13 protein-coding genes are annotated in these 13,327 nt (G+C 53.3%); 8 read left to right on the top strand and 5 right to left on the bottom strand.

Annotated elements, in window-relative coordinates:
• Window positions 1-9: 9 nt before the first annotated feature.
• Together efp and epmA are read left to right on the top strand one after the other, a co-directional pair.
• A complete protein-coding gene (gene efp / locus AC55FS_RS16430) occupies window positions 10-576 on the top strand; it encodes an elongation factor P (protein ID WP_496933344.1) in 567 nt (188 codons plus the stop codon).
• Window positions 577-631: 55 nt separating this feature from the next.
• Entirely contained in the window at window positions 632-1,552 is a 921-nt protein-coding gene (epmA, locus tag AC55FS_RS16425) for an EF-P lysine aminoacylase EpmA (protein WP_496933343.1), read from the top strand.
• A 28-nt stretch (window positions 1,553-1,580) separates the two neighbouring features.
• Here the strand turns inward: epmA and asd are convergent, their stop codons facing one another.
• Genes asd through AC55FS_RS16410 form a run of 3 tightly spaced genes read right to left on the bottom strand, consistent with a single transcriptional unit; the run spans window position 1,581 to window position 5,006 of the window.
• Window positions 1,581-2,441: an archaetidylserine decarboxylase gene (gene asd / locus AC55FS_RS16420; protein WP_496933342.1), complete on the bottom strand. Its 861-nt coding sequence runs from the start codon at window positions 2,439-2,441 to the stop codon at window positions 1,581-1,583.
• 8 nt (window positions 2,442-2,449) lie between these two features.
• Entirely contained in the window at window positions 2,450-3,286 is an 837-nt protein-coding gene (locus AC55FS_RS16415; protein ID WP_496933341.1) for a sulfurtransferase, read from the bottom strand.
• Between the two features lie 49 nt (window positions 3,287-3,335).
• Window positions 3,336-5,006 (bottom strand): HDOD domain-containing protein, encoded by a 1,671-nt coding sequence (locus tag AC55FS_RS16410; protein WP_496933340.1) that lies wholly within the window; start codon window positions 5,004-5,006, stop codon window positions 3,336-3,338.
• A 146-nt stretch (window positions 5,007-5,152) separates the two neighbouring features.
• Here AC55FS_RS16410 and motA point away from each other — a divergent pair, with 146 nt between their 5' ends.
• Both motA and motB read left to right on the top strand, forming a co-directional pair.
• On the top strand, window positions 5,153-6,004 hold the full coding sequence (gene motA / locus AC55FS_RS16405) for a flagellar motor stator protein MotA (protein ID WP_496933339.1): 852 nt from the start codon (window positions 5,153-5,155) through the stop codon (window positions 6,002-6,004).
• The gene (gene motB / locus AC55FS_RS16400) at window positions 6,004-7,026 is read left to right on the top strand and encodes a flagellar motor protein MotB (RefSeq protein WP_496933338.1); all 1,023 of its coding nucleotides are present in this window, start codon (window positions 6,004-6,006) and stop codon (window positions 7,024-7,026) included. The genes motA and motB overlap by 1 nt, the downstream gene beginning before the upstream one ends.
• A 66-nt stretch (window positions 7,027-7,092) precedes the next feature.
• On the opposite strand, the gene rsgA is transcribed toward motB, so the two are convergent.
• Window positions 7,093-8,121 carry a small ribosomal subunit biogenesis GTPase RsgA gene (rsgA, locus tag AC55FS_RS16395; protein ID WP_496933337.1) on the bottom strand — a complete coding sequence of 343 codons (1,029 nt, stop codon included), beginning with the start codon at window positions 8,119-8,121 and terminating at the stop codon, window positions 7,093-7,095.
• Window positions 8,122-8,235: 114 nt separating this feature from the next.
• Between rsgA and orn the strand changes: the two genes are divergently transcribed.
• A complete protein-coding gene (gene orn / locus AC55FS_RS16390) occupies window positions 8,236-8,778 on the top strand; it encodes an oligoribonuclease (protein WP_496933336.1) in 543 nt (180 codons plus the stop codon).
• Here the strand turns inward: orn and queG are convergent.
• On the bottom strand, window positions 8,775-9,878 hold the full coding sequence (gene queG, locus AC55FS_RS16385; protein ID WP_496933335.1) for a tRNA epoxyqueuosine(34) reductase QueG: 1,104 nt from the start codon (window positions 9,876-9,878) through the stop codon (window positions 8,775-8,777). The genes orn and queG overlap by 4 nt on opposite strands.
• A gap of 92 nt (window positions 9,879-9,970) precedes the next feature.
• Between queG and AC55FS_RS16380 the strand changes: the two genes are divergently transcribed.
• From AC55FS_RS16380 to AC55FS_RS16370, 3 genes are read left to right on the top strand one after another with little or no spacing between them, the layout of a single operon-like run.
• Window positions 9,971-11,491, top strand: a complete 1,521-nt coding sequence (locus tag AC55FS_RS16380; RefSeq protein WP_496933334.1) for an NAD(P)H-hydrate dehydratase — start codon at window positions 9,971-9,973, stop codon at window positions 11,489-11,491.
• The gene (tsaE, locus tag AC55FS_RS16375) at window positions 11,488-11,967 is read left to right on the top strand and encodes a tRNA (adenosine(37)-N6)-threonylcarbamoyltransferase complex ATPase subunit type 1 TsaE (RefSeq protein WP_496933333.1); all 480 of its coding nucleotides are present in this window, start codon (window positions 11,488-11,490) and stop codon (window positions 11,965-11,967) included. The genes AC55FS_RS16380 and tsaE overlap by 4 nt, the downstream gene beginning before the upstream one ends.
• Window positions 11,968-11,984: 17 nt before the next feature.
• Complete coding sequence (locus AC55FS_RS16370) at window positions 11,985-13,325, top strand: N-acetylmuramoyl-L-alanine amidase (RefSeq protein ID WP_496933332.1); 1,341 nt, start codon at window positions 11,985-11,987, stop codon at window positions 13,323-13,325.
• The last annotated feature ends 2 nt before the right edge of the window (window positions 13,326-13,327 follow it).

Below are 13,327 nucleotides of genomic sequence, written 5' to 3'. Positions count from 1 at the left end.
GATTGTAAAATGGCCAACTATTCTACCAACGAATTTAAATCGGGTCTTAAGGTGATGCTGGACAACGAACCTTGCTCGATTATGGAGAACGAATACGTTAAGCCGGGCAAGGGCCAGGCGTTTAACCGGGTGAAACTGCGCAACCTGCGCAACGGTCGAGTCATTGAAAAGACCTTCAAGTCAGGTGAAAGTCTGGAAGGTGCAGACGTGATCGAGCTGGACATGGAATACCTCTACACCGACGGTGAGTTCTGGCACTTTATGGCCACTGACGGCTCCTTTGAGCAGCACGGTGCGTCTCAGGAAGCCGTGGGTGAAACCATTAAGTGGTTAAAAGAGCAGGACGTTTATACCGTAACCTTATTCAATGGGGCAGTGCTGACGATTGCACCTCCTAACTTTGTTGAGTTGGAAGTGACCGAAACTGACCCTGGCCTGAAAGGCGATACTGCTCAGGGCGGCTCTAAGCCTGCAACCCTCACCACGGGTGCTGTGGTGAAGGTACCACTGTTTATCAACATCGGTGATGTACTGAAAATTGATACTCGCACCGGTGATTATGTCAGCCGCGCCTGATCATTTTCTTGTTTGATGAAAGGAGCCATCAGGCTCCTTTTTTTGTGGAACCGTTATGACTTGGCAACCGTCAGCATCTTTATCGCTGTTACAGCAACGGGCGCAGTTGAATCAGCGCATTCGTCAGCATTTTGAGCGTTATCCTGCCCTTGAGGTTGAGACCCCGATACTGTCTCAAGCGGCAGTCAGTGACCCCAATATTGAACCCATGCAGAGCAGCGATCAGCGCTGGCTGCAAACCTCGCCTGAATATCCGATGAAACGACTGCTGTGCGCCGGGGTTGGAGACATTTATCAAATAGCGCGGGTGTTCCGTCGTGGTGAGGCGGGACGTCGACATAACCCTGAGTTCAGCATGTTGGAGTGGTATCGCTTAGACGTTAGTCTGCAGCAGCTGATGGATGAAGTCGCTTTGCTGAGCCAAACCTTGCTTCAATCGCGTTGGCCACAGCTGCCGGTTGTTCATCTTAGCTACGCCGAGGCATTTGAACGTTTTGCTGGCTTGGCGGTGCATCAGGCGTCGGATGCGGATTTAGCTAGCCATGGCATGGCCTTAGCGGGACAAGATTTGCATCTGTCGCGCGATGGTTGGCTGGATATCATTATGAGTCATCAGATAGAACCGGCCTTGCCAGCCGAGACTCTGGTGTTTATCCGAGATTTCCCGGCCTCACAAGCTGCTCTGGCTCGGGTGGAGCTGCAGGGAGAGCAGCCTGTCGCCAGACGTTTTGAACTGTTCTTCGATGGTAATGAGCTGGCCAATGGTTACCATGAGCTGAATGATGCGACAGAGCAGCGTCAGCGCTTTATTCAGGAAGCCGACGGGCGTCCCATCGATGAAGCGTTATTGGCGGCATTAGAACATGGCTTGCCGGATTGTTGCGGCGTTGCTATGGGATTGGATCGATTGCTGATGTTAGCGAGTGACAGTCACAGTATCGCCGAGGTGCTGGCGTTTGATTGGCAGCGCGCATAACGCGCTGCCAGGGTTGCATGCAGTAAGCTTATGATGCCGCCGTGGCGATGGCTTCGCCCATGCGCAGTGGCGAATCGGCCTGCAGTTGATCCAGCCATTGAGTTTGCCCTTTGCCAAAGCACAAAACGACGGTGGAGCCCAACAGGAAGCGGCCCATCTCTTCGCCTTTTTTCAGGCTGACCTCTTGTGCCAGTGGGTATTGAGTGACCTGGCGCTGACGCAAAGGCGGGGTGATGCGTCCGGCCCAAACGGTCTCGATGGCTGCCACTATCATGGCGCCGACCAGCACCATGGCCATGGGGCCACATTCGGTATCAAAAATAGCGACTAAGCGCTCATTGCGGGCGAACAGGCGCGGCACATTTTCTGCTGTGGTTTTATTGACGGAAAACAAATCGCCCGGCACATACACCATTTCGCGTAAGGTGCCATCAACCGGCATATGCACTCTATGGTAATCTCGTGGTGATAGATAAATGGTGGCGAACTGGCCATCGATAAAAGGCTCGGCCCGTTCACGCTCACCACCTAATAACTCAGTAAGGGAAAAATCTTGCCCTTTGGCCTGGAAAATACGGCCGTGTTCTATCTTGCCTAACTGCGAAATTGCGCCGTCAGCAGGTGATACCAGTTGTTTTGGATTAGCGGCTATGGGCCTGGCATCTGGCTCTAGCTCACGGGTGAAAAAGTCATTAAAACTGCGAAATTCATCGGCTGTTTTGCGTTGCGCGTCGCTCATGTCGATATTGAACTGACGCTGAAACCCTTTAATCAGCGGGTTTTTAATCCACTCCGCTTCGCTCGCGGCTAGGCGACCAATCAGGCGTGATAAGGCGTGATGGGGAACCAGATGCTGACTGGCAATAAATAACTGATCTTTAACGCTCATAGTGTCTCTCAGGATGGTTGTACGGTGCTGATGGGGGTATTTGGATCATTGCCCCATTGTGACCAGGAGCCTGGGTACGCTTGCACCGATAGCCCCAGTAATTTGGCAACTAAATAAGTCAGGCCTGATCTGTGATGAGATTGGCAGTGGGTCACCACTTGCTTGCTGTCGTCGATGCCCAGCTGTTGCAACCGCGAGCGCAAGGTAGCCAATGGTAATAAGCGCAGGCCACGGTCACGATCCATGGTCTGCGTCCATTCCAGATTGACTGCGCCTGGTATATGGCCACCACGCTTCGAAAACGCCTTTTCGCCGCTGTACTCGGCCGCAGATCGGGCATCCCAAATGGCCAGGTCTGGGCTGTCCAGGCGCTCGAGTAGTTGCTGTTGGCTAATGCTGACGCTCTGCTGATGGCTTGTGTCTGCCTGGTATTGGCTTGGTTGTGGCCTAGCGATGCCGCTCTCAACGGCCAGCCCGGCTTGCAGCCAAGCCGTGAGGCCGCCGTTGAGGTAGGAATAATGTTGGTGGCCAAGACAATCGAGTATCCATATCAGCCGACCGGCCCAGCCACCACCTTCGTGATCAGAGCAAATAACATGGGTTTCGGGGGTCAATCCTAGAGCACCAAGTACTTGACTGAGTTGCTGTGCACTCGGCAGTTCACCTGGAGCTGCCGGCGCAGTCGCCTGCAACTGCTTGAAGTCGAGGTGCACTGAACCAGGGATATGGTGCTGCAAAAACGTATCAAGGGGGGCTTGCTCAATGATCAGTAACGCTGGCCCATCTGACGCAGGCAAAGCCGCCGCCAGTGCTTCGGGTTCGAGTAACAGCGGAAACTCTGCCATGGTGAACATCCGGTAAAAGGCTGAGTGTACCCCAGTCCTATGAGCTCTGTCAGGAGCGCTGCTGGCGGGTATTGTGGCGCAGCATTGCCAGACTTTGACTGGTCGTTTGGCAGAGCTGCTTAAACAGGCGGTACTCTTCGGCGCTGATGGCCAGAGTGCCACTGTCATCAAATGCCATGATGATGCCGATGGCATTATGGCCAGCATCGATGGCCATCAATAATAAATGGTCGGGCAATACCTGGGTGACCTTATCAGGCAGGCCTTTCAAAAATGTGTCGCGGTTGGCCGGGGTTAATAGCAGGCTGGCCTTCTTTTCCAATATCTTGCCGAATAGATTGGCAGTGCGTAGATCAACCTGCAGTTTGGCCATGTCCATGGTTGGAGTCATGCCATCGGTGTATGCCACTTTTAGCGTCGTGTGCTGTTTGTTTAGTAACGCAGCGCAAGCATGAGGCACACCAAGGCCGTGGGTCACGCCTTTTAACGTGCTACGCAACAGAAAATGCCAATCACCAAAGCGATCTGGCTCTTGCTGCAGTTGACGTAATAGTTTCTTCAAATAGCTGGCATCCGTTGCACGTTGCGCTTCTTGTTGTTGGGCAGGCTGTAGTGAGCTGGCGGCCTGTGTTGTTTCTGGCGCTGCTGGCTCGGCGACAGGTGCATGCTTATTTGATGTTGTTTGATCGTTGGCGAGCTCGTTGTTGATAGGCTCACTGACGCTATCTTCGCTTTCAGGAACAGGGTAATAAGGCTCATAAGGATGATAAGTGGCGCTGGGACTGGCCAACCATTGCAAGCCGCACGCAAGTCCATCCTGTTGCTGATGACTGACCCGCACCTGTAACTGCCTGGCATCGTGCCAAACCATAGATTCGTGTTTGCCTAACCAATGGCTTGCCAGTATCAACCAGCGCCGGCTGCGCTTGCTAAGCGGTGCAATATGCCAATGCCAAGCTAGGCCATTGGCTAACAGGCAGCTAAAGGCTGGTTTTTGGCCGTGATGTAGCAAGGCTCGCTGACCGTCAACGTCTCTCGGGTCGTGATGGCGCAGTAAGCGCCATAGCTCAGGCTTTGGCCAGATATCTTGTTGATACAGCTCATGGGCCGCAGAAGGCAAATGCAATTGGCGCGCGAGTTGATCCCACTGCCGATTGGATGTTGATTTAAAGGTCGATGCCACCGCCTGCAACAAATCTTGCCCTTGGCTTAAGTAATACAGCCAGTTGGCGCTGCGTGGCTCATGTAACAGCCAGGCCCACAGTGGAGCATTGGCCAGCATGGCACTCCAGCGTACGTATTCAGGGCTGCCGCTGCCTTTCTGGCTGCACCAGTAGGCCGCCAATTCGCCAGCAAAGTGGGCGGTATGGAGGCAGCGCCGATACAGGCGCATTTGAGGGTCTTCATCGTCGGCACTGACAATGGGTAGGTGTTTTACGATTCGTACCAGCTCCTGCATGCCCAGCAGCGACAAACAGCTGGCGGCACCGGCAATTTGTTGCTCACAGTCAGCATTCTGTTCGATGGTGGTATGCAGCAAATGCAAACAAAGGGCAGGGTCGGCTTCAACGACAACGGCCAAGTCCTGGTAGGTCGCACGACTGCTCTGCATTTGCTGACGGATGCGCCGACGGCTTTCGGCAAGAATGGGAAACTCGCCACCGTTGGGCAAACCCTGCCATTGTTGCTTCGATATCGGCTCTGGTGGCTGTTGTGTCATGTCTCAGTTTGTGTGGCGCCGTTTTGTGACCTTTAATTACTATAGTCATTAACGGTCTGTATCACAGTTCAACTTGCCTTTTATCGCTGTTGGATCGGGCCGGATGTGCCAGCCAACTTCCATGGAGCGTACCAGGACCCGTATTCATGCTGTTTTTTATCGGCTTATTTATTGTTTTCGGCAGCGTTCTTTACGGCTACGTAATGTCCCATGGCGAGTTATTGGCGCTGTGGCAACCTTTTGAGATTCTGATTATTGTCGGCTCGGCCTTTGGCGCCTTTCTGCTGTCCAACCCCTGGCATACAGTGACCCAATGTTTCAAATTGATGCCCCAGGTGATGTTTGGCGGCAAGGTGAATACTGCCATGTATATGGATGTGCTGGGCCTGATCTATGACATTCTCAACAAAGCCCGGCGTGAGGGCATCATGTCGATTGAGGGCGATGTCGACAGTCCACAGTCCAGTGCCTTATTTGCCCGTTATCCAGGCATTCAGGCCAACATGGAATTGGCCGAGTTTATTGCCGATTACTTCCGCATCATTGCCGCAGGCAATCTTACCTCGTTTGAATTAGAAGCCCTGATGGATCAGGAAATTGAAGCACGCTTGCACGAGCTAGAGGCACCCAGTGAAGCCGTCGGTAAGGTCGCTGATGCCTTACCTGGCTTTGGTATCGTAGCGGCGGTACTGGGAATTGTGATTACCATGGGCGCCATTGACGGTGAGATATCGGAAATTGGCCAACATGTGGCGGCGGCTTTAGTGGGAACCTTTAGCGGTGTGTTTTTGGCCTATGGCATGGTGGGGCCGGTCAGTTCAAAAATGCATCATTTAGCCAGCGACGAAATCAAATTGTATGAGTCGGTCAAAGCCTGTGTGATTGCCTCGCTGAATGGCTTGCCGCCGCAGTTGGCGGTGGAGTTTGGGCGCAAATCTCTGTTTACCCATGGCCGTCCAAGCTTTAACGAGCTTGAAAGTAAGGTGCGTGGCCGCTAATGGAAAATCTTGGCCAAAATCAGAACATCATTGTTCGACGTTATAAAAAAGGCCGTCATGGACGACACGGTGGTGCCTGGAAAGTCGCCATGGCGGATTTTGCCTTAGCCATGATGGCGTTATTTTTGGTGCTGTGGGTTATTAACTCGTCCAATGAAGAACAGCGAGAAGCCATTTCTGGTTACTTTCAGGACCCTCAGGCGTGGGAAGAAGGCAATAAAGTGCCATCGCGTTATGTCATTGATTTGGGCGGCTCGCCTTCCCAAGCCGACAATATTGCCGAATCCGAGCAGCTCGACCCAGAAAAAATACTGCAGGCTGAAGAGATTGAAAGTTTATCTGAAGCCATTGAGCGCGAGCGTATGGAGCAGGAAAAGGCGCAAATAGAAGCCAGTATCGATGCCAGTCCTACGCTCAGTCCGTTTAAAAATCAACTGTTGCTGGATATCACCACGGAAGGTTTGCGCTTGCAGATCGTTGATCAAGTAAAACGGCCGATGTTTGCACCGGGCAGTGCAGAATTAAAATACTATACCGAAGACATCTTGTGGGAGCTGGCCCCTGTTCTGGCGACCATTGATCATCGTTTATCGATTGTTGGTCATACCGATGCTTCGCGCACACAAAGCCGAGATTCCGATGAAGTGAATTGGCGCTTATCGGCGCTGCGGGCCGATGCGGCTCGTCGCGCGTTAATGGAAGCCGGGGTGCCCAAAGAGCAAATAGGCCAAGTGATAGGTATGGGAGATACCGCTCCTTTGAAACAGGACGATCCCTATGATCCGGTCAACCGTCGCATCTCTGTAACTTTATTGAATAAACGAGCGGCACAAGGGGTGGCCGATCGTACCGGTCAGCCTGGGGACGAAGAAGACCAGAGCGCTGAGGACGCGCAGCCGGATGATGCCCGCAAACCCGTGATCAATCAGGCCGGTTCTCTGCTGCAAGAACTGCGTGATGAGCGTGAAGCGGAAGATAATTCCTACGATAACCCGCCCAATAAGGAAGAGATTTTCTGGTAGCCACCGTAAGCGGGGATACTGTGGGCACATCGTATCTTGCTGCCCACAGATGATTTATCCGCAGCGCTACAGTTCTGTCAGAGTATCAACAATACGTTGATAGCTAGAGAAACGTTGCTCCGACACTTCGCCTTGCTCAACCGCCTCTATAATGGCGCAGCCCGGTTCTTGCTCATGATGGCAATCACGAAAACGACATTGGCCAGCCAGCGGGCGCAGTTCACAAAAACCATACAGCACTTCGTCGGCGCTCATATGCCATAAACCAAACTCACGAATTCCAGGTGAGTCGATCAAATCGCCGCCAGCAGGAAAGTGGTAGAGACGTGCGGTCGTGGTGGTGTGGCGACCTTTGCGGGTGTTTTCTGACAGAGCTCCGACTTTCAGCTCTTCGTCGGGTAACAAGGTGCTGATCAGCGAAGACTTACCTACGCCAGACTGTCCAACAAACACGCTGACCTTGCCGTTAAGAAACTCTTTCAGTTCGCCTAGGCTACTTTCATCATGACTGCAGACGGTCAGTATGTGATAACCAAGCTCCTGGTACTGAGCTAGCAAGTACAAATAATGATCGCGATTGTCATCGTTAATCAGGTCGGTTTTGTTAAACAGTATGACCGGCTCAATATGGCAATTTTCAGCGGCTACTAGGTAGCGGTCAATCAAGTTACGATGTGCCTCTGGCTCGGGGGCAATCACCAATACGATGACATCAATATTGGCGGCAACGGGTTTGATTTCATTGTAGGGGTTGGGCCTGGATAGCTCGTTGTCGCGCTCTAAAACCGTTTCCACCACGCCGGTCAATACGCCATTTTCTTCCGGCCCTGGACGGAACACGACTTTATCGCCGGTCACCAGTGAGCCTAAGTTGGCGCGCAAAAAACAGCGGTAACGACGGCCAAAGCGTTCTGCTTCGACTTCTACCTGGCTGCCAAAGTGCGCCATGATTTGGCCAGTACTTTCGCCGCCAAGCTCGCCAGCATTTAACTGCTGGTGAATGTGCTGCTCTTTGTGGCGCGCACGTTTAGCTTTTTCCTGCTGGATCTTTTCAATGCGCCAGGTTTGGCGTTTATTCAGTTTGCGTTTGCTCATAATGCTGTGCTGGCTGTCGGGGTGGTCATTGTCCGGTGGTGCGGCTGAAGGTGCAAGGCGCATGTTGGACCGTTACACTATTGCCTTGCTGCTATATGAACTAGAGAGACAAACATGAGCCGAAGTGATGCCCTGGTATGGATGGATCTGGAAATGACAGGGTTGCTGCCTGAGCGCGACGTTATCATTGAGATTGCCACCATAGTGACCGATGGTGATCTCAATATTATTGCCGAAGGGCCGGTGTTGGCCATTCATCAGCCTGATGTTCTGCTGGACGCCATGGATGAGTGGAATACCAAGACCCACGGCAACTCAGGGCTGACCGAGCGTGTGCGCCAGAGCCAGATCGATATGCGCGAAGCGGAGCGCCAAACGTTGGCCTTTTTGCAGCAGCATGTTAAGCCGGGCACGTCGCCTCTGTGCGGTAACAGCATTCATCAAGACCGTCGGTTTTTGGTGAAATATATGCCTGAGTTGGAAGCCCATATGCATTACCGCAATCTTGATGTCAGTACGGTTAAGGAGCTAGCCAAGCGTTGGAAGCCATCCAGCCTGGACGGCTTTGACAAAAAAGGCGCGCATTTGGCACTGGACGATATTCGTGAGTCCATCGCCGAACTACGCCATTTACGCCAGCATTTCATTCAAGCTTAACGGCCGCTTTTGCCTGTCAGCTGCTGCAGCGCCCAGTCGATGTGCTCTTGCACTAGGGCGTTGCTGATGCTTCTGCGCTCAAGTAGGGCTTGCTCCACTTCCAAGCTGTAAGGCCCATTTCCCAGTGCTACGGCAATGTTGCGTTGCCAATTGATATAGCCAGTGCGGCGGATGGGCATGCCTTCGGTATTGCTCAAGAAGGTCTTTTCATCCCACTGAAACAGCTGTAGCAGGGTCGCTTTATCGAGCTGATGTCGGGGTGTGAAGTCGACTTCCTGGCTGGCATTGCTGAAGCGGTTCCAAGGGCAGCCAATTTGGCAGTCGTCACAGCCAAAAATACGATTGCCCATCCCAGGTCTTAACTCCTCTGGAATCGGGCCATCCAGCTCAATGGTCAGGTAGGAAATGCAGCGCCTGGCGTCGAGCAAATAAGGGCCGACAAAAGCCTGGGTTGGGCATATATCCAGGCATGACTGACAACGGCCGCAATGTTCTTTGTCGTAGGCGGGATCGATGGGCATTGGCAGATCAGTAAGAATCTCGCCTAAGAAAAAATAGGAGCCGGCGCTGCGATTGATCAGCATGGTGTTTTTGCCGATCCAGCCAAGACCAGCCTTATTGGCCAGCGCGCGTTCCATCACTGGGGCACTGTCGACAAAGGCTCGAAAGCCCATTTCTCCGGCGGCTTGCTGCAGCTGTTTGCCCAAGGTGGTAAGGCGCTTGCGAATCAATTTGTGATAATCACGCCCTAGGGCATAGCGTGATACATAGGCCAGACGTTTATCTTGTAGCTGTTCGCTAATGCTGATATCGGGCGCCAGGTAGTCCATACGAGCCGAGATGACTCGCACTGTGCCCGGCTGCAATTCATTCGGCCGCGAGCGCATATTGCCGTGATCCGCCATAAAGCCCATTTCGCCGTGATAGCCCTGCTCTAGCCAGGTCTTCAGATGCTGCTCATGTTGTGCAAGGTCGGTGTCTGTCACGCCGATTTGTTGAAAGCCCAGTTCGCGCCCCCAAACATCTAACTGTTGGCGCAGTGATGCCAGTGCCTCTTGAGTGGCGGATGGCGGCGGAGAATTCGAACAAGAGTCAGACATAGCAAGTAAAGCTCGCGGCGGTTGGCGGTGTTGCAGAAACAAACGAACCATTATACTGGCGCCAAACTCACGACGACAGCAAGGTAGCTGGCATGACTCGCCCTTACACCGCCAGGGATCATTTGCCCACCACGTTATTGACGGCAGCCCAGGTACGACAATTGGATCAACTGGCCATCGAGCAGCTCGGCGGCAATGGCTTTGAGCTAATGTGTCGCGCCGCAGAAGCCGCCTTTGCCAGTTTGCTGCAACACTGGCCGCAGTGCGACAGTGTGGTGGTATTGGCCGGACCAGGTAATAACGGCGGGGATGGTTACGTGTTGGCCGCACTGGCGGCTTATCACGGCATGCGAGTGCAAGTGTTAACTTTGGGTGACCATCAAAGGCTCAGCGACAGCGCCACGCGTGCACGTGAAATGGCTCAACAAGCAGGGGTGGATATCGCGCCGTGGCAAGCATTGCCGCCAGGCTGCGACTTGTTAGTCGACGCAATTTTTGGCATTGGCCTTAATAGCGTTGTGGACGGTGACTATGCCGCAGCCATTGAGGCGATTAATCAACATCCAGCTGACGTCATGGCATTGGATATCGCGTCAGGCCTGCATGCCGATAGTGGCGCGGTATTGGGATGTGCGGTGCAGGCCGACGTTACCGTCACCTTTATTGGTGTAAAACGCGGTTTACTGACCTGTGATGGCCCGGATGTCAGCGGTGATCTGGCCTATGCATCGCTGTCGGTCAGCGGCGAGTTGCTGGACAATGCACCAGCCGAATGTCAGCGCATTAGCTGGTATTTATTGCAGCAGCAGCAAGTCTTGCCCGGTGCAAGACGTGGCAATAGCCATAAGGGCGAGCATGGCCACGCTTTGCTGGTGGGTGGCAATGAGGGGATGGCCGGTGCCATTAGCTTGGCTGCTGAAGCGGGCTATCGCACGGGGGCTGGTTTGGTGAGTGTTGCCACTGTCGCTGGCCATGGTCAGCTGTTGCTGATGCGTCGGCCGGAAGTGATGGTCAGTGAGGTTCACTCCGGCTTGTGCTTGCCGCCAATGATTGCGCGGGCCACGGCGCTGGGCTGTGGCCCTGGTTTGGGGCAAGACAGCTGGGCGCAACTGATGTTGCAGGTGGTGCTGGAATCCGATGTGCCGCTGGTGCTCGATGCCGATGCCTTAAACCTCTTGGCGCAGCCTCAATGGCAGCAGGACTTTTGTGGTCGTGAAGTGGTTCTGACGCCACACCCAGGTGAAGCCGCACGTTTACTGGGGCAGTCCATCGAGAGCATTCAAGCGGATCGCTTTGGTAGCGCTTTGGCGTTGGCGAAAAAATATCAGGCGGTGGTGGTGCTAAAAGGCCAAGGCACAGTGATTGCCCATGCTGATGGGCGTTCGCGTTTATGTACCGATGGCAATCCGGGCATGGCCTGTGGCGGCATGGGGGATGTACTGACGGGGGTTATCAGTGCGTTTTTGGCACAAGGACACGATGCTTGGCTGGCGGCCCAACTGGGCGTTTGTGTGCACAGCGCCGCCGCTGATTTAGAAGCTCAGGCCAATGGCAGTCGCGGACTGTTGGCGTCTGATCTGATGCAATCCATTCGATCTTTGGTAAATGTATGACTTGGCAATTGGCCGATGAACAAGCCACTCTGGCAGCGGCTCGGGTGTTCGCCGACGTTATTGATGGCGGCGGACTGATTTTTTTGCAAGGCACCTTGGGGGCGGGTAAAACCACCTTTTGTCGAGGCTTTATTCAAGCGCTGGGGCATCAGGGCGCGGTACGCAGTCCGACCTACACCTTGGTGGAGGAATATGCCCTGACGCAGCGGCGTATCTGCCATTTTGATTTGTATCGCTTAGGTGATCCAGAAGAACTGGAATTTATGGGTATTCGCGACTATCTCAATGATGACAGCCTGTGTTTGATCGAGTGGCCGCAGCGTGGTCTGGGCTTATTGCCCGAAGCTGACTTAACCATTCTGCTGGCCGATAGTGGTGCTGGTCGTGAGCTGCAGCTGGAGGCAGGCACAGCACGTGGACTTGAGTGGCTGCAGCAGCTGCGGCAACATCCACAGTTATTGCCTTTGATGAATTGAGATTGAAACTGGCGAGTATGATAACCACAAAGCCTGTTTGGGCCGTGATCAAATCCCTATTGTTGTGTGGCAGCGCTCTGCTGAGCTCACTGGCAATGGCGGATGTCAAAGATATTCGGGTGTGGCAGTCGCCAGACAATACACGCCTGGTATTCGATTTATCAGGCCCGCACGAGCATAAAATATTTCAGCTCAGCAACCCTGAGCGGGTGGTCATCGATCTGCCCAATGCTCGCTTGTTAACGCCTGCCACCGATATTGATGTAGCGTCGACCTGGGTGGATAGCATTCGCAGTGGCCAACGCGGCAGCTCGGATTTGCGCATTGTTTTAGACATGAAGCAGCGCTTAACACCGCGCAGCTTTCCGCTGCCGCCAAATAAAAAATACCCTTATCACCGGCTAGTGGTGGACTTAGAGCGCGCCAAGGTCAGTAAAGCGGTGGTTGAGCCGATAAAACGCAGCGATACGGTATCGAATAAGGCGCGTGACATTATTGTTGCTATTGATGCTGGCCACGGTGGTGAAGATCCAGGTGCCATTGGCCCGCGGCGCACTTATGAAAAGCATGTGGTGCTGAAAATCGCCAAAGAGCTGGAACAGCTGCTGAAGCAGGCTCCTGGTTTTACCCCCTTTATGGTGCGCACGGGTGACTATTACATTGCCCACCGGGAGCGTACGCAAAAAGCACGTGAGGCCAATGCCGACTTTTTTGTCTCCATTCATGCCGATGCCTTTAAACACCCCAGTGCCAGTGGCAGCTCAGTGTTTGTGTTGTCGGAGCGAGGAGCAACCAGTGAAACGGCTCGCTGGTTGGCCGATAAAGAAAATGACTCGGATCTAATTGGTGGCGTTAGCCTGGATGGACGGGAAGATCATTTAGCCATGACCTTGTTAGATTTATCCATGACCGCGCAGCGTGAATCCAGTGTGCAAATTGGCAGTAAAATTCTTTCTCATATGAAACAGATATCCAAGTTGCACAAGCGCCGGGTAGAAGAAGCCAACTTTCTGGTATTGAAAGCCCCCGATATGCCGGCTTTGTTGGTAGAAACCGGATTTATCTCCAATCCGGGTGAGGAGAAAAAACTCAACTCATCGTCGTATCGTAAAAAAATGGCGCACGCTATTTTTAGTGGCCTGAAAGACTATTTTCAGCTTCATCCACCGCGCGGCACTACGCTGGCGGCGCGCCAGGTGGATAACAGCATTTATCATACTTACACCATTCGCCGCGGTGATACTTTGTCTGCCATTGCTCTGCGTAACGGGGTGGCATTGGCCGAGTTGCGCCGCGCTAATAATTTAGAAAATGACCAGATTCATATTGGTCAAACCCTCAAAATTCCCAAAAGCTGATT

It is taken from the genome of Bacterioplanes sp. CLAM21 (genome assembly GCF_059641015.1).
This window is presented reverse-complemented; position numbering and strand designations above follow the sequence as displayed.

Bases quoted from the DNA above. Each gene is read 5' to 3' on its own strand.
- efp (WP_496933344.1), top strand. From the start codon at position 10: ATGGCCAACTATTCTACCAACGAATTTAAATCGGGTCTTAAGGTGATG.
- epmA (WP_496933343.1), top strand. From the start codon at position 632: ATGACTTGGCAACCGTCAGCATCTTTATCGCTGTTACAGCAACGGGCG.
- asd (WP_496933342.1), bottom strand. From the start codon at position 2,441: ATGAGCGTTAAAGATCAGTTATTTATTGCCAGTCAGCATCTGGTTCCC.
- AC55FS_RS16415 (WP_496933341.1), bottom strand. From the start codon at position 3,286: ATGGCAGAGTTTCCGCTGTTACTCGAACCCGAAGCACTGGCGGCGGCT.
- AC55FS_RS16410 (WP_496933340.1), bottom strand. From the start codon at position 5,006: ATGACACAACAGCCACCAGAGCCGATATCGAAGCAACAATGGCAGGGT.
- motA (WP_496933339.1), top strand. From the start codon at position 5,153: ATGCTGTTTTTTATCGGCTTATTTATTGTTTTCGGCAGCGTTCTTTAC.
- motB (WP_496933338.1), top strand. From the start codon at position 6,004: ATGGAAAATCTTGGCCAAAATCAGAACATCATTGTTCGACGTTATAAA.
- rsgA (WP_496933337.1), bottom strand. From the start codon at position 8,121: ATGAGCAAACGCAAACTGAATAAACGCCAAACCTGGCGCATTGAAAAG.
- orn (WP_496933336.1), top strand. From the start codon at position 8,236: ATGAGCCGAAGTGATGCCCTGGTATGGATGGATCTGGAAATGACAGGG.
- queG (WP_496933335.1), bottom strand. From the start codon at position 9,878: ATGTCTGACTCTTGTTCGAATTCTCCGCCGCCATCCGCCACTCAAGAG.
- AC55FS_RS16380 (WP_496933334.1), top strand. From the start codon at position 9,971: ATGACTCGCCCTTACACCGCCAGGGATCATTTGCCCACCACGTTATTG.
- tsaE (WP_496933333.1), top strand. From the start codon at position 11,488: ATGACTTGGCAATTGGCCGATGAACAAGCCACTCTGGCAGCGGCTCGG.
- AC55FS_RS16370 (WP_496933332.1), top strand. From the start codon at position 11,985: ATGATAACCACAAAGCCTGTTTGGGCCGTGATCAAATCCCTATTGTTG.